Source organism: Ruegeria sp. BJ3 (assembly GCF_056535665.1).
Map to the genome: position 1 here is coordinate 1,358,394 of NZ_JBQFIT010000001.1, position 22,604 is coordinate 1,380,997.

Below are 22,604 nucleotides of genomic sequence, written 5' to 3' on the forward strand. Positions count from 1 at the left end.
TCAGTGAGGGTCAGCGCATCCGCAGGGCGCCGTCGATGCGGATGACTTCGCCGTTCAGATAGCCCATCTCGACGATGAATCCGGCCAGCCGGCCATATTCGCGCGGGTCGCCCAGGCGGGCGGGGTTGGGCACGTCGGCGGCCAGCTGCTGCTGCACCTCTTCGGGTAGGCCGGCGAGCATCGGCGTCATGAAGATGCCGGGCGCGATGGTCATCACCCGGATCCCGGTCGAGGCCAGGTCGCGCGCCATCGGCAGCGTCATGCCCACAACACCGCCCTTGGACGCCGCATAGGCCGCCTGACCCTTTTGCCCGTCAAACGCGGCAATCGAGGCGGTGTTGATGATCACACCGCGCGCGCCATCCGACTCGGGGTCATTCTTGGCCATTTCGACGGCGGCCAGACGCGACACGTTGAAAGTGCCCACCAGGTTGATGTCGATGGTGCGCTGAAAGGCGTCCAGCGGGTGCGGGCCGTCCTTGCCGACGGTCTTGATGCCATAGGCGATGCCGGCACAGTTCACGCAGGCGGTGATCTTGCCCATCTTGTCCATCGCCAGCGCAATGGCCGCGGCCACCGAAGCCTCGTCCGTCACGTCAGTCTGGGCAAAATGTCCGCCGATCTCGGCCGCGACCTGGGTGCCGCGCTCGGCATCGCGGTCCAGGATGGTGACCTGCGCGCCGTTCTCGGCAAAATAACGGGCGGTGGCCTCTCCGAGGCCCGAGGCGCCGCCGGTGATGACGGCGGCGGTGGTGGACAATTGCATGGCGGGCTCCTCCCCAGTGATCTGAACGTTTGTTCAAATAATCCGAGATGGCACGTCCTGTCCAGTCGGCAGTGACTCAGTCCAGCCGGCTGCGCTGCTGCATCGGGGTGACGCCGAAGGCGGCGCGGTACACGCGTGAGAAATGGCCTGGGCTTTCAAAGCCGCAGGCAAAGGCCACGTCGGTGACCGAAGATTCGGTCTGCAACAGCAGGTTTCGCGCGCGGTCCAGCCGAAGCTCCATGAAGTATTTCTTGGGCGAGGCGTTGAGGTATTTGCCGAACAACCGCTCCAGCTGGCGGGTCGAGATGCCGATCTGTTCGGCGATCACCGCCGGCGAGATCGGGTTGTTGATGCGGTCGGCCATGATCTGGATCGCCTTGGCCAGATGCGCGTTGCGCATGCCGTTGCGCGATTGCAGCGACACACGCTGATCGGCGGTCGCGTTGCGCACGGCGTTATAGACCATCTGGTCTGCCACCGCGATTGACAGGTCCTGCCCGTGGTCGCGCTCGATCAGGTGCAGCATCAGGTCGGCCGTTGCGGTGCCGCCCGAGGCGGTCATGTGCTTTTCATCGGCCACGAAGACGCTGCGCACCAGATTCACGTCCGGGAAAGCCTCCATGAAGGCGTCGTGATATTCCCAATGGATCGCCGCCTGCATCCCGTTCAGGAACCCGGCCTCGGCCAGCAGCCACGCACCCGAACACAGCGCCCCGATGGCCGTGCCGCGCGCCCGTTCGCGGCGCAGCGCGGCCAGCAGGGGTCGGCTGACGTGATCGCGCATGTGAATGCCCGACAAAACAAAGATCTGGTCGCATTTCGGCAGGTCCGCCAACCCGCCATGCACCAGTGTCACGGACCCGTTCGAACACACCGCCTGCGCGCCGTCCTCCGAGGCGAAGGACCAGCGGTACAGTTCCTCGCCGCTGACCCAGTTGGCGATCCGCAGCGGCTCGACCGCGCAGGAGAAGGCCAGGTGCGAGAACTCGGGAACGAGGATGAAACAGAAATGTTGCGGGCGGGTCATGCGCTCAGTCTATCACGGGCGGTCAGACTGATTGTGTACAAGTTGCATTTTATCGGGCAAGAGCAGGGGCGACATCCTGGGTGTCGCGATTCGACCAAAGCGAAGGTTGGGGATGAAAGACGACACGAAAAGCCGCAAGGCGGCGCTGGCCGCGCATCTGAAGGCGGCGGTGATGACGCTGAAACTGCGCCCTGGCGATGATCTGGACGAGGCGCAGCTGTCCGAGGCGTTCGGCCTGTCGCGCACGCCACTGCGCGAAGTGTTCCGGCATCTGGCCGGGCTGGGCTATCTTGAACTGCGTGAAAACCGGGGCGCGCGGGTGTCGCAGATGTCCTATGCCACGCTGCGCGATTTCTTCCTGGTGGCGCCGATGATCTATGGCGCGGTGCTGCGGCTGGCGGCGCAGAACGCGACAGGTGACCAGATCGATTGGTTGAAGGCGGCGCAGGCGGCGTTTCGGGAAACGTTGCGGGCGAGCTCGGCCGAAGATCGCGCGCTGGCCAACAACCAGTTCCACGAGATCACCGGCGAGATGGCGGCGAATGTCTACCTGCTGCCGTCGTTTCAGCGGCTGCTGATCGACCATGCGCGCATCGGCATGACCTTCTACCGCCCGGGTCAAGACGGGATGGGTGAAAGCCTCGATCTGGCCTGCGCCCAGCATGACGCCATCATCGCCGCGATCGAGGCGCGCGACGAGGCGGCGGCGGGGCAGCTGGCGGCCGATCACTGGGCGCTGTCGCGCGATCAGATCGAGCTGTTCGTGACGCCGGCCGGTCTGGACCTTCCGCTGGGCTTGGTCGAGCGCGGATAGAAAAACGGCCGCCCTAGGGCGGCCGTCGTGTTCAGGGTCAGGCCGGTTCAGCCCAGTTGCACCAGCGCGTGCCGCTTCTTGCCCGCGCTCAGCTTGATGGGCGAGGAAAGGGCCGCTGCGTCGATCATCAGCCCGGCATCGGTCAGCGGTGCGTCGTCCAGACGGGCGCCGTTTTCGGAAATCAAGCGCTTGGCCTCCTTGCCCGATTTCGCCAGGCCCGACTTCACGATCAGCTGCACGACCGAGATGCCGTCGCCCAGATCCTCGGCTGTCAGGGTCAGGGTGGGCAGGTCGCCGCCCACGCCGCCCTTTTCGAACACCTCGCGCGCGGTGGCCTCGGCCTTGGCCGCGGCCTCGGAACCGTGCAGCAGGGTCGTGACCTCGTTGGCCAGACGGATCTTGGCCTCGTTGATTTCGGACCCCTGCAGCGCGCCCATGCGGTCGCATTCGTCCACCGGAAGTTCGGTGAAGATCTTCAGGAAGCGGCCCACGTCGGCGTCAGTAGTGTTGCGCCAGAACTGCCAGAACTCGTAAGGCGACAGCATGTCGCCGTTCAGCCAGATGGCGCCGCCCTGGCTTTTGCCCATCTTGCGCCCGTCGCTGGTGGTCAGCAGGGGCGTGGTCAGGCCATAGATCTCATGATCCAGCACTCGGCGCGTCAGGTCGATGCCGTTGACGATGTTGCCCCACTGGTCAGATCCACCCATCTGCAGGATGCAGCTGTAACGACGGTTCAGTTCCAGAAAGTCATAGGCCTGCAGGATCATGTAGTTGAACTCGAGGAACGACAGGGATTGTTCCCGGTCCAGCCGCGATTTCACCGATTCAAAGGACAGCATCCGGTTGACCGAAAAATGGCGCCCGATGTCCCGCAGGAAATCGAGATAGTTCAGATCGTCCAGCCATTCGGCATTGTTCAGCATCAGCGCGCCGGTGTCGCTGTCGTCATAGGACAGGTACTTGTCGAACACCTTCTGCATGCCGGCGATGTTGGCGTCGATCTGCTCGGGGCCCAGCAAGGGGCGTTCGTCCGAGCGGAACGAGGGATCGCCCACCTTGGTGGTGCCGCCCCCCATCAGGGTGATCGGCTTGTGCCCCAGCTTCTGGAACCAGCGCAGCACCATGATGTTCATCAGATGCCCGACATGCAGGGACTGGGCGGTGGCGTCATACCCGATATAGGCTGTCTGCACCCCGCTTGTCAGAGCATCGTCAAGGCCCTGATAATCGGTGCAATCGGCCAGAAAGCCGCGCTCGATCATCGTGGCGATGAAATCCGATTTGGGGTGATACGTCATGTCTTGCCTCGGGGTTGAATTGCGGGGCACGTTATAGGCGGCGAACGAGGGAAGGAAAAGGCCATGAATAAGGCCCGAGGCAAAGTTGGGGCAGTGCGGGCACTGGGGGCCATGTCGGGCACCTCGCTCGATGGGGTCGATGCGGCGGTGGTGGAAACCGACGGGCGGCAGATCCTGCGGTTCGGCGACAGTGCCTACCGGCCCTATACCGAGGACGAGCGCAAGCTGCTGCGCGCCGCGCTTGGCAAATGGAGCGGACCCGAGGTGCACGCCGCCGAAGATCTGGTGACCCGCGCCCATGCCGAGCTGCTGTCGGAATTCGAGGACGTGGAACTGATCGGCTTTCACGGCCAGACCCTTGCGCATGAGCCGCGCGGCAAGGGCACGTTGCAGGTAGGCGATGGCGAGGGGCTGGCGGTTGCGCTGGGTGTGCCCGTGGTCTGGGATTTCCGCAGTGATGACGTGGCCATGGGCGGCGAGGGCGCGCCGCTGGCGCCGTTTTTCCACTTTGCCTGCGCCAAGTATGTCGGGGCCACGGCGCCCTTGTGCTTTCTGAACCTGGGCGGTGTCGGCAACCTGACCTATGTGGACCCGTCCTTTGACGGACCCGAGGCGCCAGGTGCGCTGTTGGCCTTTGACACCGGCCCGGCCAATGCGCCGATCGACGACCTGGTGCAGGCGCGTCTGGGCCTGCCGATGGACCGCGACGGCGCGCTGGCCCGGCAGGGAACGGTCGAGACCGGAGCGCTGGAGCTGTTTCTGGCCGAGCCGTATTTCAACCGTCTGCCGCCCAAATCGCTGGACCGCAACGATTTCGCCGAAATGATCGGCCTGGTGAAGGAATTGAGTGACGCCGACGCCGTCGCCACCCTGACTGGCATGAGCGCCGCCGGGGTGGTGCAGGGGATGGAGCATTGCCCCAAACCGACCGCGCGGGTGCTGGTCACCGGCGGCGGGCGCAGGAACCCGGTCTTGATGGAGATGCTGCGCGTGGCGATGGACTGCCCGGTCGATCCGGTCGAGGCCGTAGGTCTGGATGGCGACATGCTTGAGGCGCAGGCCTTTGCCTATCTGGCGGTGCGCGTGGCGCGGGGGATGCCGACCTCTTGCCCCGGCACCACCGGTGTCAAGGCGTTGGTCGGCGGGGGCACGGTCAGCCGGGTGTCGCCGGGCGCACCGCGCTGAAACGCGGCGAAAAATGATCCTGCCAAGGCGCTCGGGCGTAATTGTAGCAGTAGCCACAACAATGCCGGAGATGAAGATGATCGGTTCCCTTGTCAAAAATGCGGCCGGTTGTGCCGCCGCGTTCATGCTCGCAGTGCCTGCCATGGCCGACGTGCAGGTTGAGTTCGTCGAGGGAGCGCCAAAGGACCGCTTCGTTCTTCGCAACGCCAGCGATTGCAGCCTGTCTGCTGCAACGGTGCGTCTGGATTTGTCCTCGTCGCAGGGCGGGCTGATCTTTGATGTCACCGGTGCGGGGGCAGGGGTTGAAGTATTTCAGCCCTTTGAAATGGTTTCGGGGTCCGAGTTTCTGAACGGGTTGCCTCAGGTTCAGGACGGGCAGTCAATGGTCGATCTGGACATCCGTGCCATGCCGCCCGGTGCGGAAATCGCCTTTACGATCGACGTGGATGACACGGGCGGCGGACGCGAGATCACCGTGTCGGGGGCCGAGATTCAGGGCGCGACGGTCTCTCTGGAAGGCGCGCAAAACCCGCCGCGTGGCGTCTTTTCCTCGGCGGCCCGCGCGGCTATACCGGTAGGGACCTGCTGAGCGGCAGTGCACCTGCGGATGGAACCGGCATGACCAAGACCCTGACACGTATCGCATTTCTGGTTCTGGTAATGGGAGGCGGCATACTGATAGGCACTCTGACGGGGCCGGGGGAGTGGTATGCAAACCTGAACAAACCGGTCTTCAACCCGCCGGGCTGGGTGTTCGGCCCGGTCTGGACGGTTCTGTACGTGCTGATCGCGATGGCGGGATGGCGGCAGTTCGAACGCGACCGGGGATCGCCCGCGATGCGCCTGTGGTGGGCGCAGCTGGGCCTGAACTTCTTGTGGTCGCCCGCATTCTTCGTGCTGCACCAGCCTTGGCTGGCATTGGTAGTGATCCTGGCGCTGCTGGTGGTGATTGTTCTGTTCATCAAACACGTCCGCCCGGTGGATCGCGTTTCGGCATGGGCGTTCGTGCCCTATTTGGCATGGGTGGCGTTTGCGACTGTTCTGAACCTGTCGATCGCGGTCCTTAACTGACGCCAGCGGTGGTCAGAGCATCCACTCGACCGGCAGCCACCTGACGACGGCGGCAAGGCCGCGCTGGAACCGAGAGGTGTTCGGGTCGGTCTCAAAGGTCGTGGTCGTCCCGTCCTTGGTCTGCTGAACCCAGACCAGCCCACCGTCATCGTCCATCTCGACGCGATAGGCAAATTCCGGCTTGTCCAGTTGCCGGGCAAGATCTGTCGCGATCGTGGGGCTCTCGATCAGCAGGCCCATCTCGGTGTTCAGCCGGGCCGAACGCGGGTCCAGATTGTATGAGCCGATGAAGATCCTTTTGCCATCCGAGCCAAACACCTTTGCATGCAGGCCCGACGCGGAACCTGCAAGAATCTCGGGCAGGCTGCGTTCCTTGTGCTCGTCGCGCAACGCGCGCAGCTCCAGCAACTGAACCCCGCTTGCCAGCAGGTCGTCGCGATAGGCCATGTAAGCGGCATGAACCGGCATCACATCGGTCGCATCCAGTGAATTGGTCAGGACCCGGACTTTGACCCCGGATGACGCCAACCGCTCAAGCAACTCGGCCCCGCGGGGACCGGGAATGAAATAGGCCGAGACCAGATCGAGCGATATCTCAGAGCTTTCGGCAAAGGCGATGAGACGCTCGACCATGAGGTTCTCGTCCTCCACCTGGCCAAGCCCCTTGGCCGGGTCATCGACAAAAAGTTCGACCGCGCTCCATTCGAACGGCAGATCGCGGGCGGCGATGCGGTCGGCCAGTTCATTGTCGCGGATCGCCTTTTGGTATCCGGCCCCGGCCGCGGTCTGACGCGCGGCCTCGGCCAGCGCTTTCAGGCTTGGGTCGGTTGCATCGGGCAGGAACAACGCGGCATCATAGGCCGAGCCGCTGTTCCAAAAGGCATCGAACGACTCGGCTACCTCGTCCACGATCGGACCGATCGCGATGGTATCGACATCCAGATAGTGCGTCCCGGCCCCATAGTCGAAGTAGATGTCGCCGATGTTTCGGCCCCCGACAATCGTGGCCACGCCGTCCACCGTCATGGACTTGTTGTGCATGCGACGGTTCAACCTTCCGAAATCGAACAGATAGGACAGCAGCTTGGGATTGCGCAACGTGAACGGGTTGAAAATGCGGACATGGGCCGTTGGCATGGCATCCAGTTCAGCCAGAAGCGGGTCCAGCCCCGAGATGCCGTTGTCATCGACCAGGAGGCGCACGCGCACGCCTCGCTCCGCCGCCGCACGCAATTCGTCCAGCAGCATCAGGCCAGTCACGTCATCCTGCCAGATATAGTATTGGGCATCGATGGACGAGACCGCCTCACGCGCGAGAATGGCGCGTGCGGCAAATGCGGTATGCCCCTGACCGAGGGGGCGGACGCCATCCAGCCCGGGATTGCGCTGCATCGCCGGCTCGATGGCTTGGCCCAGCGGACCAGTCCAATCCGCGGGTTGGCTGTATGTCCGCTCCGAGAAATTGGTCTTGGGTAGCGGAAAGGCCAGTCGCAGCCCAAGCACGCCCAGGCCGAGGATCACGGCCACGGTCACCAAAGTCTTGATCAGCCGCATCGCGCCCTCATCTATGCCCAATCATTCACAAGCGAACCTTGCCGCATCGGGCAGGGCAAGTTCAAGCATGGTTCAGCAAGGACTGAAGGTTTAGCCTCTGGGAATGTCGAACTCCGGAGGCGCCAGTTCGAACCCGTCGAACTGGAACCCCGGCGAGACGGTACAGCTGACCAATGTGTAGTCCCCGGTGCTGCGGGCGGCCTGCCAATGCCCGGCGGGTACGATGACCTGAGGCGTACCTTCGCTCAGGTCAGGGGACAGCATGTGATCGCTTGCAGGCCCGGTATCGGTTTCGCTGATCGACAGGATCAGCGGCGCGCCGGCGTGAAACAGCCAGATCTCGGTCGCATCGACCCGGTGCCAGTGGCTGGCCTCGCCCTGTTTCAGCAGGAAATAGATGCAGGTCGCGGTGGGGCGGCCGTTGTTGTCCGCGCGCCAGGTCTCGGCATACCAGCCGCCTTCGGGGTGGGGCTGCAGTTGCAGGTGGTCGATGATCTGGTCGGCGGTCATGGCGAGCCTTTCACGGCGATGGGATTTGGTGCTGGCAATACTGCGCACAGATCATATGTTTGCGCCATGACCCTGACGATCCCCTTCGACAATTCCTATGCCCGGCTGCCCGGCGCCTTTTATGCGCGCCAGTCGCCCGAACCCGTGCGCGCGCCACGGCTGTTGGCTTTCAATGATGATCTGGCGCGGGTGCTGGGCATCTCGCCCGGCGACGCGCAGGACATGGCCGAGGTTTTTGCAGGCAATACCCTGCCTGACGGGGCCGAGCCGCTGGCGCAGCTGTATTCCGGCCACCAGTTCGGCAACTACAACCCGCAGCTGGGCGACGGGCGCGCGGTGCTGTTGGGCGAGGTGGTGGGCACGGACGGGATCCGCCGCGACATTCAGCTCAAGGGCTCGGGGCGCACGCCGTTTTCGCGGCAGGGCGACGGGCGGGCCTGGCTGGGGCCGGTTCTGCGCGAATATGTCTTGTCCGAGGCGATGCACGCGCTGGGTATTCCCACCACGCGGGCGCTGGCGGCGGTGGAAACCGGCGAGGTCGTGCTGCGCGAAGGCCCGATGCCCGGCGCGGTACTGACCCGCGTGGCGCAAAGCCATCTGCGGGTGGGTACGTTTCAGGTGTTCGCCGCACGCGGCCAGATCGCCGACCTGCAGCGGCTGACCGACTATGCCATCGCGCGCCACTACCCGGACGCCGTCGGGCCGATGGGCCTGCTGCGCGCCGTGCGTGACGCGCAGTCCGCGCTGATCGCGCAGTGGATGGCGGTGGGCTTCATCCACGGGGTGATGAACACCGACAACTGCGCCATCTCGGGCGAAACCATCGACTATGGCCCCTGCGCCTTCATGGACAGCTATCACCCCAACACCGTCTACAGCTCGATCGACCGGATGGGGCGCTATGCCTATTCTAACCAGCCCGAGATCGCAGTCTGGAACCTTGCACAGCTGGCGACGGCGCTGATCCAGCAGATCGAGGACAAGCAGGCCGCCGTGGAAGAGGCGACCGAGATCGTACATGCCATGCCCGATTTGATGCAGAAGCACTGGCTGCGCCGGTTCCGGGCCAAGATCGGCCTGACCACCGAGGAGGACGGCGACCTTGCGCTGATCTCGGACCTGCTGACGCGGATGGCGCAGAGTCAGGCCGATTTCACCAATACCTTCCGCGCGCTGGGCAGCGATGCGGCGCGGGACCAGTTCACCGATCCGGCGGCTTTCGACGGCTGGGCCGTGGGGTGGCGCGCGCGACTGACGCGCGAGGCGGACCCGGCCGCGGTGATGCACGCGGCCAACCCCGCCTTCATCCCGCGCAACCACCGGGTCGAACAGATGATCCAGGCCGCCGTTCAGGGCGACTATGCCCCGTTCCACCGGCTGAACGCAGTGCTGGCCCGGCCCTATGACGACCAGCCCGACGCCGCCGACTTGATGCGACCGCCCACGCAGGACGAGGTGGTGCATGCCACCTTTTGCGGCACCTGAGCGGGTTTCGGCAACTGTGCTGAACTATCGGCTTGCGTCCGGGCGCGATCCTGCGAATCCTGACGGGGTACAACCGTAGAAAACCGATGACCACTTTGCCCAAGCTGCGCCTTGCCAGCTACAACATCCAGAAATGCGTCGGACTGGACCTGCGACGCCAGCCGCAGCGCATCCTGCAGGTGCTGGACCGGCTGGGCGCCGATATCGTGGTGCTTCAAGAGGCCGACAAACGCCTGCCGCCGCGCCCGGCGGCGCTGCCGCATTTCATGCTGGACGAGGCCGGGTGGAAGATCGTCGATCTGGGCGGTGCGGGCAGTCTGGGCTGGCATGGCAACGCGGTGATCTGGCGGGGAGACCACATCCGGGTGCGCTGCGCCGCGCATCACGATCTGCCGGGGCTGGAGCCGCGCGGGGCGGTCCGGGTCGAGTTCGACACCCATATCGGGCCTTTGCGGGTGATGGGGATGCATCTGGGGCTGTTCTCGGCGTGGCGCCGTCAGCAGATCATCCACCTGCGGCAGGACGGCCGCGCGCTGGACCGGATGCCCACCGTCTGGGCAGGGGATTTCAACGAATGGTCACGCCAACCGATTCTTGACCGTCTGGCTCCCGACATGCGGTTCCTGCCGCCTGTGCCCAGCTTTCCCGCCGCGCAGCCTCTGGGCGCGCTGGACCGGATCGCGCTGGGCGGTGGGCTCGAGGCGCTGGCCCACGGCGTGCACGGGGAACGGCCCGCGCATATCGCCTCGGACCACCTGCCGGTCTGGGCCGATCTGCGGCTGGCGGGCTAAGGCGCAGCGGGCGCAAATCACAGTGGCGAAATCTGCGCGGACGTACTAAGACAGAAACCCGAACGGATTCTGGGGGATGACATGGCGGACACGATCATCGCGCGTTGCGAAGCCAAAGGCCTGCGCATGACCGGCCAGCGTCGAACCATCGCGCAGGTACTGCAGGACAGTGATGATCATCCCGATGTCGAGGAACTGTACGCACGCGCCTCGGCGCTGGATGCGGGCATTTCGATCGCAACCGTCTATCGCACCGTCAAACTTTTCGAAGAGGCCGGCATTCTCGAACGGCTGGAATTCGGCGACGGGCGTGCGCGCTATGAGGACGCCGAGCGCGACCACCACGATCACCTGATCGACATGAACTCGGGCGAGGTGATTGAATTCGTGGACCCCGAGATCGAAGCCCTGCAGGAAAAGATCGCCTCGAAGCTGGGCTATCGCCTGAAAGGTCATCGGTTGGAGTTGTACGGAGTTCCGCTGGACAAGGATTGATCCGGCCGGGACACATCACCAAAAGCGATTGGTCATCTAAAATCTATTCATGATTCCAAGCCCTCTTCGCGCTTGCCACGGCGGCGCGATCCGGGTCTTCTGCGTTGCGACGCGGCAATTAGGCCCTCCGAAATCAATAGGCAACGACATGAACAACGCGAACGGCATCCTGCTGGTCATCGGCGCTATGGCCGCCTTCACGCTTGAGGACATGTTCATCAAGCATCTGTCGGTCACCGTGCCGACTGGTCAGGTCATGATCGTGCTGGGGCTGTTCTGCGCGCTAGTCTTTGCCGCCATGGCCATCGTGACACGCAAACCGATCTTTGACTCGGCCGCTTGGCAACCGCTGCTCGTGATCCGCGCGTGCACCGAGGCGGTCGGGGCGCTGAGTTTTGTCACCGCCTTGTCCTTGGTCGACCTGTCGACCGTTGCGGCCGTGTTCCAGGCGATGCCGCTGGTGGTCACGATGGGGGCCGCTCTCTTCCTGCGCGAGCAGGTCGGCTGGCGCCGTTGGAGCGCAATCGGCGTTGGGTTCATCGGCGTTCTGATGATCATCCGCCCCGGTCTGGACGGGTTTCGGCCCGAGGCTCTGTTCGTGGTGGCCAGCGTCATCGCCATTGCCGCGCGGGACCTGATCACCCGCCGGCTGGACGCGCGCGTGGCCTCGGCCGTGGTGGCGTTGCAGGCCTATGCGGCGGTCGCCATTGCCGGCGGCGTGCTGATGCTGACCTCGGCGCAGCCTCTGGCGCCGCTGCAGATGGGGCAGATCGGACCCTATTTCGGTGCCGTTGGTTTTGGTGTTCTAGGCTATCTGGGGATCGTGACCGCAATGCGCGTGGGCGAGGCCTCGGCCCTGACGCCGTTCCGCTATACGCGGCTGCTGTTTTCGATCTTGGCAGGGATGTGGATGTTCGGCGAACGGCCGGACCTGATGACCATGATCGGCGCGTCGCTGATCATCGGGTCGGGCATGTACACGTTCATCCGCGAACGGCGCATCGCGCGGTCCATGGCCCCGGCGGTCTGCTGACCTGTTGGCGCAAACACGCCGCTGTTGGCGCTAAAGGCCAGAAAATATGCGTGTTAGCGATAACGGACCCGGTTTACTTTTCCCCGCGTGCTGGTATGAGGCATGCAACCGAACGCATTTTCAGGGACCGGTATCATGAGCACCATCATCGACATCCACGCACGCGAAATCCTGGACAGCCGGGGCAACCCCACCGTCGAGGTGGACGTGGTTCTGGAAGACGGCACCATGGGCCGGGCGGCCGTGCCTTCGGGCGCATCGACCGGCGCCTATGAGGCGGTTGAAAAGCGCGATGGCGACAAGTCCCGTTACATGGGCAAGGGCGTGCTTGAAGCCGTGGCCGCCGTGAATGGCGAGATCGCCGAAGAGCTGGTGGGCTTTGACGCGACCGAGCAGGTGGCGATCGACGCCGCGATGATCGAGCTGGACGGCACCCCCAACAAGGCCCGCCTGGGTGCGAACGCAATTCTGGGCGTCTCGCTGGCGGTGGCCAAGGCGGCCGCGGATTTCACCACCCAGCCGCTTTATCGCTACGTGGGTGGTACCTCGGCGCGCGTCCTGCCGGTGCCGATGATGAACATTATCAATGGCGGCGAACATGCCGACAACCCGATCGACATCCAGGAATTCATGATCATGCCCGTGGCCGCCAGCAGCATCCGCGAGGCGGTGCGCATGGGTTCGGAAGTGTTCCACACCCTGAAAAAGGAACTGTCGGCCGCCGGGCTGGCCACCGGTGTCGGCGACGAGGGCGGGTTTGCCCCCAACATCGCCTCGACCCGAGAGGCGCTGGATTTCATCCTCAAGTCGATCGAGAAGGCGGGCTACAAGCCGGGCGACGAGATCTATCTGGCGCTGGACTGCGCCGCGACCGAATATTTCAAGGATGGCAAATACGTTCTGGCGGGCGAGGGCAAGACGCTCAGCAGCGACGAGAACGTGGCCTATCTGGCAGCCCTGGTGAACGACTATCCGATCATTTCGATCGAGGATGGCATGTCCGAGGATGACTGGGACGGCTGGAAGGCGCTGACCGACGAGCTGGGCGGCAAGGTGCAGCTGGTGGGTGACGACCTGTTCGTGACCAACCCGGCGCGCCTGGCCGAGGGGATCGAGAAAGGCTGCGCCAACTCGATGCTGGTCAAGGTGAACCAGATCGGTTCGCTGACCGAAACGCTGCGCGCCGTGGATATGGCGCACCGGGCCGGCTACACCAACGTGATGAGCCACCGCTCGGGCGAGACCGAGGACGCCACCATCGCCGATCTGGCCGTGGCGACCAACTGCGGTCAGATCAAGACCGGCTCGCTGGCGCGGTCGGACCGGCTGGCCAAGTACAACCAGCTGATCCGCATCGAGGAATCGCTGGGCGAGGTCGCGGAATACGCGGGGCGTTCGATCCTTCGCAAGTAAGCCGCAAGCTGCTAGGCTGCCCCCGACATTGGCCGGGGGTCCTTTATGCTGAGTATCGTTGAACCAAAAACGCCGGACCAGTTTGATGCTGTCCGGCGTTTGTGTTGGGATTATCACGCCTATCTGCTGAGGCTGGATGAACGGTCGCGGCAGGTCGTGAACACGTTCTATCCACCCGAGAAATATGCGGCTGTTCTGTCCGCCATCGAGATCGAGCATATGCCGCCCAAGGGCGGGACCCGGCTGGCGATGCTGGACGGGCAGGCGGTGGGCTGCGGGATGTTCCAGACGATCGGTCCGGGTATCGCCGAGATCAAGCGCGTGTTCGTGACCGATGACGCTCGGGGCACTGGTGCGGGGTGTGCGATCATGCAGGCGCTGATCGCTCAGTGCCGCAAAGACGGGTTTGAGTTGATCCGGATGGACACCGGGAAACCGCTGGAAGCGGCGACTCGGCTGTATCTGTCTCTGGGGTTCAAGCTGCGCGATGCCTATTCGGATATACCCGAAATCGCCGAGGGTCAGCTGTTATTCTTCGAAATGTCGCTGACGGGTGACCCCGCTGAACCCAATGGAATTGCAGGGTAATCTCCCTTTAACCCGGAGTTCGGGGCAGGCAGGGAGAAAAAATGCAAACATAAATGTGATTATGTGTGAACTTGTTCCTACAAGTGCGACGTTGTCGGGCGTAGTTTGACGGTACAGCAGAAAAGGAGAACGTGATGTCCGCTTCAAGAATCCTTCTCGTTATTTCCGTGCTTTCCGTCGGGGTTCTGGCGGCCTGCGCAGGTCCTGACACTTACCCGATCACCGGCGAGCCGGTGTCGCAGAACGATCCGGTGCAAGAAATGTACTACAATCCCGGGCTGATCTTCCGCGGTGAATCACGCTAGAGCTTTTTGCTCATCAACATGTAACGGTCGCGCGGTTTGAAACCGGTCCGAAGGTAGAGTTTCTGCGCGGCCTCGTTGGTTCGATCCACTTCCAGATGCAGGGTCGTCAGGCCGGCCCCGGCCAGTGCTTTGGGCAAGTCCAATAGAACCTCGGTGGCAATTCCGCGGCCGCGAATGGCCGGCCGGATGTAGATTTCGTCCACGAACCCGTCCATCCCCCCGAACTCGACCGACCAACCAAAGGTCAGTATGATATAACCCAGCGGCGCGCGCGACGGGCCGATCAGATAGATACAGCCGTGCGGGATGCCTTCCAGCAGAGGCATCAGCGCATCGCGCCTTTGGTCGGGGTCCTGCTGGATCCCGGCCTCAGCGTGAAAGGCGGCGACCAGGCCCATCAGGCGATCAAGGTCCTCGGGGCGGGCAAGGCGCAGAGCGGCGCTCATAGCCGCGCCAGCCGTTCGGTCAGCAGGGCAAAGAACCCGTCGGCATCCACGTCGCCGATGAACAGCGCGTTGGGCGTGCGGTCGGTGACGCCCCACCAGTCGGCGACGGTCATGCCGAGCGTAAGGTCCGACTGGGTCTCGATTTCCACGTTCACATGGCGGCCCGAGAACAGCTCGGGCCGGATCAGATAAGCGGTCACGCAGGGATCGTGCAGGGGCGCACCTTCGCTGCCGTATTTTTCCTTGTCGAAACGTTCAAAGAAATCGGTCATTTCGGCGACAGCAATGCCGACCTTGGCGCCAAGGGCCCGGAACGCGTCATTGCGCGGTTTGGTGACCAGCGCCTTGTGCGTCACATCCAGTGGCATCACCACGATCGGAACGCCGGATTTGAACACGATATCAGCGGCCTCGGGGTCGACATGGATGTTGAATTCAGCGGTGGGTGTGATGTTTCCGACTTCGAAGTAAGCGCCCCCCATCAGCACGATTTCCTGTATGCGTTCAACAATGTCGGGCGCCTTTTGAAAGGCCGTGGCGATGTTTGTCAGCGGCCCCAGCGGGCAGAGTGTTACGGTGCCGGGATCCTGCGCGCGCAGAGTGTCGATGATGAAATCGACGCCATGCCCCTCGGCCAACGGCATCTGCGGGTCAGGCAGTACGGGGCCGTCCAGCCCGGTCTTGCCATGCACGTGCTCGGCGGTGATCAGCGGGCGTTTCAGCGGTCGATCGCAGCCCGCATGGACCGGAATATCGGTGCGACCGGCCAGTTCGCAGACGATGCGCGCATTCTTGGCCGTCAGTTCCAGCGGCACGTTGCCGGCGACGGCGGTGATGCCCAGCACCTCGATTTCGTCGGGGCTGGCCAGCGCCAGCAGGATGGCGACGGCGTCGTCCTGTCCGGGGTCGGTGTCGATGATGATCTTGCGCGCGGTCATGGGGCCTCCGGGGTCTTGAAGGGCGGAGACTGGCAATCCGCGCGCCGCTTGTCCAGCGGTTTCAGGCCCCTGTTCCGGTGGCCACCGGCGGGAGTTTGCCATTTGCCCGGTGTTCTTCGGTTTTCACCGCGTCCCACAGGGCGTCCATCTCCTCCAGCGTGCTGTCCGAAGGGGTCTTGCCACGCGCGGTCAGACGGGCCTCGACCTGCTCGAAGCGGCGGGTGAACTTGGCGTTGGCGCGGCGCAGCGCGGCCTCGGGCTCGATACCCAGATGGCGGCCGAGGTTGACGATCACGAACAGCAGGTCGCCAAATTCATCCTCAAGCGCGTCGGCGTCCCTCTGGTCGCGCGCCTCTGCCAGTTCGGCGGCCTCTTCTGTGATTTTGGCCAGCACATGGCTGACATCGGGCCAGTCGAAACCCACCCGCGCGGCGCGTTTCTGCAGCTTGTAGGCGCGCAGCAGGGCGGGCAGGTTCGCGGCCACGCCGTCCAGCGCACCTTTCTGCTCTTTGCCGGCGCGCTCGGCGGCCTTGATCGCCTCCCAGTCGCGGGTCTGTTGTTCGGCAGACTTGTCGCGGGATTCGTCGCCGAAGACATGCGGGTGGCGGGCCACCATCTTGTCGGACATGGTGCGCACCACGTCCTGAAAGGTGAAATGCCCGGCCTCTTCGGCCATCTGCGCGTGAAAGACCGACTGGAACAGCAGGTCGCCCAGCTCGCCCTTGAGCTCGTCCCAGGCCTGCCGTTCGATGGCGTCGGCGACCTCGTAGGCCTCTTCGATCGTGTAGGGGGCGATGGTGGCGAAATCCTGTTCGATGTCCCACGGGCAGCCGGTGTCCGGGTCACGCAGGCGGCGCATGATTTCCAGCAGCCGCTCGATTCCGGCGTCAGTATCGTGGATCAGTGGATTTTCAGCCATTGCGAAGCCCCTTGTTCCGGTGTCAGATGCATCCATCCCGCAGCTTGGATCAGGAGTCCACCCCCGATGCCCGTCGTCAACCGAATTGCCGATTACGCCGCCGACATGGCCGAATGGCGCCAGCACCTGCACACGATCCCGGAACTGGAGTTGGACTGCCATCAGACCGCCGCCTTCGTGGCCGAACGGCTGCGCGAATTCGGCGTGGACGAGCTGCACGAAGGGATCGCCCAGACCGGGATCGTGGCGATCATCAACGGGCAGGGCGACGGTCCCACGATCGGGCTGCGCGCCGACATGGATGCGCTGCCGATCGCTGAGGAAACGGGTGTGGACTATGCCTCGAAGACTCCCGGCATGATGCATGCCTGCGGGCATGACGGGCACACGACCATGCTGCTGGGCGCGGCGCGGTATCTGGCCGAGACGCGGAATTTCCGGGGCCGCGTGGCGTTGCTGTTCCAGCCCGCCGAGGAAGAGGGCGGCGGCGCCGATATCATGGTCAAAGAGGGTGTGATGGACCGGTTCGACATCGCTCAGGTCTATGCGCTGCACAATGCGCCGGGCTTTGCCGAGGGTGCTTTCTATACTACGCCCGGGCCGATCATGGCGGCGGTCGACACGTTCGACATCCACATTCAGGGCGTCGGTGGCCATGGCGCCATGCCGCACGAGACGCGCGACCCGGTCATGGCCGCCTGCGGAATCGCACAAGCGATCCAGACCATCGTCAGCCGCAACCATTATGCGCTGGACGACCTGGTGATCTCGGTCACCCAGATCCACACCGGGACCGTGAACAACGTGATCCCCGACACCGCCTATCTGAACGGCACCGTCCGCACCTTCGATCCGGCGGTGCAGCAGATGGTGATGACCCGCCTTGAGGAAATCGTGCAGGGGCAGGCGGCGTCCTACGGCGTTACGGCGACATTGGATTATGTCGTCGGCTATCCGGCCACGGTCAACGATGCGGACAAGACCGGTTTCGCCGCCGAGGTGGCGCGCGAAGTGGCAGGCGCCGATCGGGTGATCGCAAATTCGGGCCGCGAGATGGGGGCCGAGGACTTCTCGTACATGCTGCAGGAACGCCCGGGCGCCTATCTGTTCCTTGGGCAGGGCGACGGTCCGGGGCTGCATCACCCGAAATACAATTTCAACGACGAGGTCGCACCGGTGGGTGCCTCGTTCTTTGCGCGCATCGTCGAAAAGGCGCAGCCGTTGACCTGACGGTCCGGACAATACAGGGAGGAAACGGGCCACAATGGCATTGGAAGACGCAAAAAATCAGGTCGATGAGGCCTTTACCAACCCCGACCTGAAGGGGTTGAGTTATGAAAACACCTTTGGCGGGGCCACATCCTTTCTACGGCGGCTCTACACCAAGAACCTGAAAGGCGTGGATATCGCCGTGACCGGCGTGCCGTTTGATCAGGCGGTAACCAATCGCCCCGGCACCCGTCTGGGCCCGCGCGCGATCCGCGAGGCCAGCGCCCTGCAATCGCCCGATGCGCCCTATGGCTGGCCCTTCGATGCGCTCAGCGAGCTGGCGATCATCGACTATGGCGACATGGCCTATGACTATGCCAACATCCCGGCCTTTCCCGACACGCTGACCGACCATATCCGCACCATTCTGGCGGCGGATGTGGCTTCGGTCACGCTGGGGGGCGACCACTATATCAGCTTTCCCATTCTCAAGGCCTATGCCGAGAAATACGGCCCGATGTCCCTGTTGCAGTTCGACGCCCATACCGACACCTGGGCCGATGACGACATGAGCCGGGTGGACCACGGCACCATGTTCTACAAGGCGGTGAAGTCGGGAATCGTGGACCCGAAACGCTCGGTCCAGGTGGGGATCCGCACCACCAACGAGGACACGCTGGGCGTCAACATCATCGACGCGCGCGAGGTCTATGAATCCGGCCCCGCCGCCGTGGCGCAGAAGATCAAGGGCATCCTGGGCGACAGTCCGGTCTATCTGAGCTTTGACATCGACGGGCTGGACCCGGCCTTTGCCCCCGGCACCGGAACCCCGGTCTGGGGTGGGCTCAGCTCGATCCAGGCGCAGATCATCCTGCGTGACATCGCCGGGATCAACATCAAGGGCGGCGACGTGGTCGAGGTGTCTCCGCCGTTTGACACGTCGGGGGCCACGGCGATCGCGGGGGCGCATGTGGCGACCCAGATCATCTGCCTGCTGGGATGGACCAAGCTGGCGAAAGACGGGCGGCTTTAACCATTGGTTAGCCATGGTTTTGCTATGGCCGGTATCAGGTGAACCAACGGGACAGGGGGCGCGCACGCCATGAGCCAATTCAACCAACCCATCAGCGGCAATGATCTGGCGCGGTTTTCGGGGCCGAACACCTTCATGCGGTTGCCCGCGGCCGATACGCTGGCGGGGCTGGACGTGGCGGTGCTGGGCGTGCCGATGGATATCGGAACCTCATGGCGGTCGGGCACCCGGTTCGGCCCCAAGCAGATCCGCGCCGAAAGCGCGATGATCCGGCCCTACAACATGGCTACCTTCGCCGCGCCTTTCGACAGCCTCCAGATCGCCGATATCGGAGATCTGGCGATCAACACCTTCTCGCTGGCCGACAGCCTTCGGATCATCAAGGAAAGCTATGACGCGATCCTGGCGCAGGGCGTGATCCCGGTGGCGATGGGGGGCGATCATTCGATCACCCTGCCGATTCTGCGGGCCGTTGCCGCAAAACATGGGCCTGTTGCCCTGGTGCATGTGGACGCCCATGCCGACGTCAATGACGAGATGTTCGGTGAGCGTGAGACCCACGGAACCGTCTTCCGCCGCGCGTATGAAGAGGGGCTGATCGTGCCCGACAGGACCTTTCAGGTCGGTATCCGCGGCTCGGGCTATGCGGCCAGCGATTTCACCGAGGCAAAGGGCTGGGGGTTCCGGCAGTTTCCTGCGTGGGAGTTGTGGCAACAGAACCTGACCCAGATCGGGGCGTTGATCCGCAAGGAAATCGGCAAGCATCCGGTTTATGTCACCTACGACATCGACAGCCTGGACCCGGCCTATGCCCCCGGCACCGGCACGCCCGAGATCGGAGGGCTGACCACGCCGCAGGCGCTGCAGCTGATCCACGCGCTTGGGGGCATGAACGTGGTGGGCTGCGACCTGGTCGAGGTCTCTCCACCCTATGATCCGTCGGGCAACACCGCGTTGACGGCAGCAAACCTGCTGTTCGAGCTGCTGTGCATCCTGCCCGGTGTGACGTCACGGTAAGCGGGGCCGGCAGGCCTTGCCCCGTACCGGCGGGCGGCTAGGGTTCTGTCGGAAGGTCTGATTGGAATGAAACGCATGGTTGTTTGGTTGGTTGTCGCCGCGGTTGTCGGGCTTGGCCTCTTTGTGCGGCTGGCACCGTCCGATCCCGCGCGCTGGCATGTGCAGGTCGTGGCCGAGGCAGATCGTGACCTGCCCGGAGGCGTGATCCGCGTGTTGCAGACCGGACCGGACGGCCTCGCGCGGCTGGACCAAGTGGCGCGGGCGACGCCGCGCACGACGGTGCTGGCCGGATCGGTGGATGAGGGCCTGATCACCTATGTCTCCCGCAGCCGGGTGTTCGGCTTTCCCGACTACACCACCGCCCAGCAGGACGGCGACACGCTGCGCATCTTCGGGCGGTTACGATTTGGCCGACGGGATTTCGACGTCAACCGTACCCGGGTCGACGGTTGGCTGGCGGCTCTGCAGTCCTGAAGACAGGCACCCCTCGGACACCTCGCGCCACATCGGCACGTTCAGCGACATCTGGCACTGAGCCATGAACATGCGGCCATCGACCTGCAGGCAGACCATCTCGCCCAGTTCGACGCGGCTGCCGGATGTGTCGGTGCAATAGCAATCCTGCACTTTGCCACCGGGGCCGATGACATCGGCCAGACCGGGCGTTGCGCAGACAATCAACAGGGCAATGATCCGTTTCATGCGCATAGCTTAGCACAAGCCGGGGCCTTGACCAAAGCCGTCGGATGATAGACACCGCCCCAATGATCCCCGAAGAACGTCTTGAACAGATCACTCAGCGATTCCAGTACCTCGAAGCGGCCATGTCCGATGGCGCCTCGGGCGGGGATATCGCGGCTTTGGCCAAGGAATATTCCGACCTCAAGCCGGTGGTCGAACAGATCGCAGCCTGGCGTCAGCTGCGGGCCGATCTGGCCGAGGCCGAGGCGATGCTGGGCGACCCCGACATGAAAGAGCTGGCCGAGGAGGAGATCCCGCAGCTCAAGGCGCGCATCCCCGAGGTCGAGCATGCGCTGCAACTGGCGCTGCTGCCCAAGGACGCGGCCGATGCGCGGCCGGCGATGCTGGAGATCCGCCCCGGCACCGGCGGCGACGAGGCGGCTTTGTTCGCGGGCGACCTGCTGCGGATGTATCAGCGCTATGCCGAGGCGCGCGGCTGGCAGCTAGAGATCATCGAAGAACAGCAGACCGAACTGGGTGGTATCAAGGAAGTGGTGGCCCATATCAAGGGCGACAACGTTTTTGCCCGGCTGAAATACGAATCCGGCGTGCACCGCGTTCAACGCGTGCCCGAAACCGAAAGCGGTGGGCGCATCCACACCTCGGCGGCGACCGTGGCGGTTCTGCCCGAGGCCGAGGACGTGGACATCCAGATCGACCCCAATGACCTGCGTATCGACACGATGCGAAGCTCGGGCGCAGGCGGACAGCATGTGAACACCACCGACTCGGCGGTGCGGATCACGCACCTGCCCACGGGAATCGTGGTGACCAGTTCCGAGAAGTCGCAGCACCGCAACCGCGAGATCGCGATGCAGGTGCTCAAGACGCGTCTCTATGACCTCGAACGTCAGCGGATCGACAGCGAACGCTCGGCCGACCGGGCCAGCCAGGTGGGGTCGGGCGACCGCTCCGAGCGCATCCGTACCTATAATTTCCCGCAGGGCCGGATGACCGATCACCGGATCAACCTGACGCTCTACAAACTCGACCAGATCATGCAGGGCGATCTGGACGAGGTGATCGACGCGCTGACCGCCGATGATCAGGCGCGCCTGTTGGCGGAGATGGCGCAATGATCGCGGCGCTGACAGCGGCACAGGCCATGGTGGCCGCCACCGCGCGCCTGCGGGCCGCAGGTGTGGACGACCCGGCGCGGGACGCTAGGGTCCTGCTGGCCCATGCCGCCCGGATCGAGGCCAGCCGCGTGACCCTGATCGCTCCCGAAGAGCTCTCGCCCGAGATCGCCGAACGCTATGAGCAACTGGTGTCGCTGCGCGCGATCCGGGTTCCGGTTTCCCATCTGCTGGGTGAGCGCGAGTTTTACGGCCGACGCTTCCGCGTCAGCCGCGACGTGCTGGACCCGCGCCCCGAAACCGAGGCGCTGATCGAAGCGGCCCTGAGCCAGCCGTTTGACCGCGTGCTGGACCTGGGCGTCGGCTCGGGCTGCATCCTGATCACCTTGCTGGCGGAACGCACCAGCGCAACCGGGCTGGGCGTCGATCTGAGCGAGGCCGCCTGTCTGCAGGCCAGCGCCAATGCGGTGGCCCATGGGGTGCAGGATCGGGCAGAGATCCAGCGCTCGGACTGGTTTGAGAACATTGGCGGGTATTTCGACCTGATCGTTTCCAATCCGCCCTATATCGCGCTGGATGAGATGGATGGCCTGTCGCCCGAAGTACGCGAGCACGAGCCGCGTCTGGCTTTGACGGATGAAGCGGACGGGCTGGACGCCTATCGTCGGATTGCGGCCGGCGCCCCGGACCACCTTGTTCCCGGCGGACGACTTCTGGTGGAAATCGGCCCGACACAGGCGCAGGTGGTCAGCGCGTTGTTCGACGCGGCGGGGCTGGCGGATATCCGTGTCGTTCCTGATCTGGACGGGCGGGATCGGGTGGTAAGCGCTAGAATGCCGGGCTAGCCGCGGATTCTGAGGCCGATTTACGCCGGTCGGGGTAAAAAACCC

Annotated in this window: 26 protein-coding genes; 17 read left to right on the top strand and 9 right to left on the bottom strand. The window is 64.1% G+C overall.

The window, feature by feature from the left end:
• Nucleotides 1-10: 10 nt before the first annotated feature.
• Together ACR3EL_RS06830 and ACR3EL_RS06835 are read right to left on the bottom strand one after the other, a co-directional pair.
• Nucleotides 11-766, bottom strand: a complete 756-nt coding sequence (locus tag ACR3EL_RS06830; RefSeq protein ID WP_480720937.1) for a 3-hydroxyacyl-CoA dehydrogenase — start codon at nucleotides 764-766, stop codon at nucleotides 11-13.
• Between the two features lie 76 nt (nucleotides 767-842).
• On the bottom strand, nucleotides 843-1,793 hold the full coding sequence (locus ACR3EL_RS06835) for a GlxA family transcriptional regulator (RefSeq protein WP_170528805.1): 951 nt from the start codon (nucleotides 1,791-1,793) through the stop codon (nucleotides 843-845).
• Between the two features lie 112 nt (nucleotides 1,794-1,905).
• Here ACR3EL_RS06835 and ACR3EL_RS06840 point away from each other — a divergent pair, with 112 nt between their 5' ends.
• Nucleotides 1,906-2,607 (top strand): GntR family transcriptional regulator, encoded by a 702-nt coding sequence (locus ACR3EL_RS06840; protein WP_480720941.1) that lies wholly within the window; start codon nucleotides 1,906-1,908, stop codon nucleotides 2,605-2,607.
• 47 nt (nucleotides 2,608-2,654) lie between these two features.
• Here the strand turns inward: ACR3EL_RS06840 and tyrS are convergent, their stop codons facing one another.
• Complete coding sequence (gene tyrS / locus ACR3EL_RS06845; protein WP_170338239.1) at nucleotides 2,655-3,905, bottom strand: tyrosine--tRNA ligase; 1,251 nt, start codon at nucleotides 3,903-3,905, stop codon at nucleotides 2,655-2,657.
• A 63-nt stretch (nucleotides 3,906-3,968) separates the two neighbouring features.
• Between tyrS and ACR3EL_RS06850 the strand changes: the two genes are divergently transcribed.
• The 3 genes from ACR3EL_RS06850 (at nucleotide 3,969) to ACR3EL_RS06860 (ending at nucleotide 6,161) form a co-directional block, all read left to right on the top strand.
• The gene (locus ACR3EL_RS06850) at nucleotides 3,969-5,090 is read left to right on the top strand and encodes an anhydro-N-acetylmuramic acid kinase (RefSeq protein ID WP_480720944.1); all 1,122 of its coding nucleotides are present in this window, start codon (nucleotides 3,969-3,971) and stop codon (nucleotides 5,088-5,090) included.
• 76 nt (nucleotides 5,091-5,166) lie between these two features.
• On the top strand, nucleotides 5,167-5,679 hold the full coding sequence (locus ACR3EL_RS06855) for an aggregation factor core (protein ID WP_170338243.1): 513 nt from the start codon (nucleotides 5,167-5,169) through the stop codon (nucleotides 5,677-5,679).
• 29 nt (nucleotides 5,680-5,708) lie between these two features.
• The gene (locus tag ACR3EL_RS06860; protein WP_170338245.1) at nucleotides 5,709-6,161 is read left to right on the top strand and encodes a TspO/MBR family protein; all 453 of its coding nucleotides are present in this window, start codon (nucleotides 5,709-5,711) and stop codon (nucleotides 6,159-6,161) included.
• A 12-nt stretch (nucleotides 6,162-6,173) separates the two neighbouring features.
• Here ACR3EL_RS06860 and ACR3EL_RS06865 read toward each other — a convergent pair whose 3' ends face one another.
• On the bottom strand, nucleotides 6,174-7,715 hold the full coding sequence (locus ACR3EL_RS06865; protein ID WP_480720947.1) for a phospholipase D family protein: 1,542 nt from the start codon (nucleotides 7,713-7,715) through the stop codon (nucleotides 6,174-6,176).
• Nucleotides 7,716-7,805: 90 nt separating this feature from the next.
• A complete protein-coding gene (locus tag ACR3EL_RS06870) occupies nucleotides 7,806-8,225 on the bottom strand; it encodes a cupin domain-containing protein (protein ID WP_170338248.1) in 420 nt (139 codons plus the stop codon).
• Nucleotides 8,226-8,291: 66 nt separating this feature from the next.
• Here ACR3EL_RS06870 and ACR3EL_RS06875 point away from each other — a divergent pair, with 66 nt between their 5' ends.
• The 7 genes from ACR3EL_RS06875 to ACR3EL_RS06905 all read left to right on the top strand — a co-directional run bounded on the left by ACR3EL_RS06875 (nucleotide 8,292) and on the right by ACR3EL_RS06905 (nucleotide 14,335).
• The gene (locus ACR3EL_RS06875) at nucleotides 8,292-9,710 is read left to right on the top strand and encodes a protein adenylyltransferase SelO (protein WP_480720949.1); all 1,419 of its coding nucleotides are present in this window, start codon (nucleotides 8,292-8,294) and stop codon (nucleotides 9,708-9,710) included.
• A gap of 86 nt (nucleotides 9,711-9,796) precedes the next feature.
• A complete protein-coding gene (locus tag ACR3EL_RS06880; protein WP_170358914.1) occupies nucleotides 9,797-10,501 on the top strand; it encodes an endonuclease/exonuclease/phosphatase family protein in 705 nt (234 codons plus the stop codon).
• Between the two features lie 81 nt (nucleotides 10,502-10,582).
• Entirely contained in the window at nucleotides 10,583-10,996 is a 414-nt protein-coding gene (locus ACR3EL_RS06885; protein WP_093962302.1) for a Fur family transcriptional regulator, read from the top strand.
• A 148-nt stretch (nucleotides 10,997-11,144) separates the two neighbouring features.
• On the top strand, nucleotides 11,145-12,029 hold the full coding sequence (locus tag ACR3EL_RS06890) for a DMT family transporter (RefSeq protein WP_480720952.1): 885 nt from the start codon (nucleotides 11,145-11,147) through the stop codon (nucleotides 12,027-12,029).
• Between the two features lie 135 nt (nucleotides 12,030-12,164).
• Nucleotides 12,165-13,442 (top strand): phosphopyruvate hydratase, encoded by a 1,278-nt coding sequence (gene eno / locus ACR3EL_RS06895; protein ID WP_480720954.1) that lies wholly within the window; start codon nucleotides 12,165-12,167, stop codon nucleotides 13,440-13,442.
• Between the two features lie 45 nt (nucleotides 13,443-13,487).
• Nucleotides 13,488-14,030 (top strand): GNAT family N-acetyltransferase, encoded by a 543-nt coding sequence (locus tag ACR3EL_RS06900; RefSeq protein ID WP_480720956.1) that lies wholly within the window; start codon nucleotides 13,488-13,490, stop codon nucleotides 14,028-14,030.
• A gap of 134 nt (nucleotides 14,031-14,164) precedes the next feature.
• A complete protein-coding gene (locus tag ACR3EL_RS06905; protein WP_170338259.1) occupies nucleotides 14,165-14,335 on the top strand; it encodes a hypothetical protein in 171 nt (56 codons plus the stop codon).
• Here ACR3EL_RS06905 and ACR3EL_RS06910 read toward each other — a convergent pair.
• The 3 genes from ACR3EL_RS06910 to mazG form a co-directional block, all read right to left on the bottom strand.
• The gene (locus ACR3EL_RS06910; protein WP_170338261.1) at nucleotides 14,332-14,781 is read right to left on the bottom strand and encodes a GNAT family N-acetyltransferase; all 450 of its coding nucleotides are present in this window, start codon (nucleotides 14,779-14,781) and stop codon (nucleotides 14,332-14,334) included. The two genes, ACR3EL_RS06905 and ACR3EL_RS06910, sit on opposite strands and share 4 nt — an antisense overlap.
• Nucleotides 14,778-15,719, bottom strand: a complete 942-nt coding sequence (locus tag ACR3EL_RS06915) for a nucleoside hydrolase (protein ID WP_170338262.1) — start codon at nucleotides 15,717-15,719, stop codon at nucleotides 14,778-14,780. The genes ACR3EL_RS06910 and ACR3EL_RS06915 overlap by 4 nt, the downstream gene beginning before the upstream one ends.
• A 61-nt stretch (nucleotides 15,720-15,780) precedes the next feature.
• Nucleotides 15,781-16,638 carry a nucleoside triphosphate pyrophosphohydrolase gene (mazG, locus tag ACR3EL_RS06920; protein WP_170338264.1) on the bottom strand — a complete coding sequence of 286 codons (858 nt, stop codon included), beginning with the start codon at nucleotides 16,636-16,638 and terminating at the stop codon, nucleotides 15,781-15,783.
• Between the two features lie 66 nt (nucleotides 16,639-16,704).
• Here mazG and ACR3EL_RS06925 point away from each other — a divergent pair, with 66 nt between their 5' ends.
• The 4 genes from ACR3EL_RS06925 to ACR3EL_RS06940 all read left to right on the top strand — a co-directional run bounded on the left by ACR3EL_RS06925 (nucleotide 16,705) and on the right by ACR3EL_RS06940 (nucleotide 20,371).
• Nucleotides 16,705-17,868 (top strand): M20 aminoacylase family protein, encoded by a 1,164-nt coding sequence (locus tag ACR3EL_RS06925; protein ID WP_480720960.1) that lies wholly within the window; start codon nucleotides 16,705-16,707, stop codon nucleotides 17,866-17,868.
• A gap of 34 nt (nucleotides 17,869-17,902) precedes the next feature.
• The gene (speB, locus tag ACR3EL_RS06930; protein ID WP_170438999.1) at nucleotides 17,903-18,880 is read left to right on the top strand and encodes an agmatinase; all 978 of its coding nucleotides are present in this window, start codon (nucleotides 17,903-17,905) and stop codon (nucleotides 18,878-18,880) included.
• A gap of 69 nt (nucleotides 18,881-18,949) precedes the next feature.
• On the top strand, nucleotides 18,950-19,897 hold the full coding sequence (gene speB / locus ACR3EL_RS06935) for an agmatinase (protein WP_170358932.1): 948 nt from the start codon (nucleotides 18,950-18,952) through the stop codon (nucleotides 19,895-19,897).
• 66 nt (nucleotides 19,898-19,963) lie between these two features.
• Nucleotides 19,964-20,371, top strand: coding sequence for a DUF1499 domain-containing protein (locus ACR3EL_RS06940; protein WP_480720964.1), 408 nt, complete (start codon nucleotides 19,964-19,966; stop codon nucleotides 20,369-20,371).
• Here the strand turns inward: ACR3EL_RS06940 and ACR3EL_RS06945 are convergent.
• The gene (locus ACR3EL_RS06945) at nucleotides 20,297-20,599 is read right to left on the bottom strand and encodes a hypothetical protein (RefSeq protein WP_480720966.1); all 303 of its coding nucleotides are present in this window, start codon (nucleotides 20,597-20,599) and stop codon (nucleotides 20,297-20,299) included. The genes ACR3EL_RS06940 and ACR3EL_RS06945 overlap by 75 nt on opposite strands.
• Before the next feature lie 62 nt (nucleotides 20,600-20,661).
• Here ACR3EL_RS06945 and prfA point away from each other — a divergent pair, with 62 nt between their 5' ends.
• Complete coding sequence (gene prfA, locus ACR3EL_RS06950) at nucleotides 20,662-21,717, top strand: peptide chain release factor 1 (RefSeq protein ID WP_170339442.1); 1,056 nt, start codon at nucleotides 20,662-20,664, stop codon at nucleotides 21,715-21,717.
• Complete coding sequence (prmC, locus tag ACR3EL_RS06955; RefSeq protein ID WP_170338276.1) at nucleotides 21,714-22,559, top strand: peptide chain release factor N(5)-glutamine methyltransferase; 846 nt, start codon at nucleotides 21,714-21,716, stop codon at nucleotides 22,557-22,559. Before prfA ends, prmC begins: the two co-directional genes overlap by 4 nt.
• The last annotated feature ends 45 nt before the right edge of the window (nucleotides 22,560-22,604 follow it).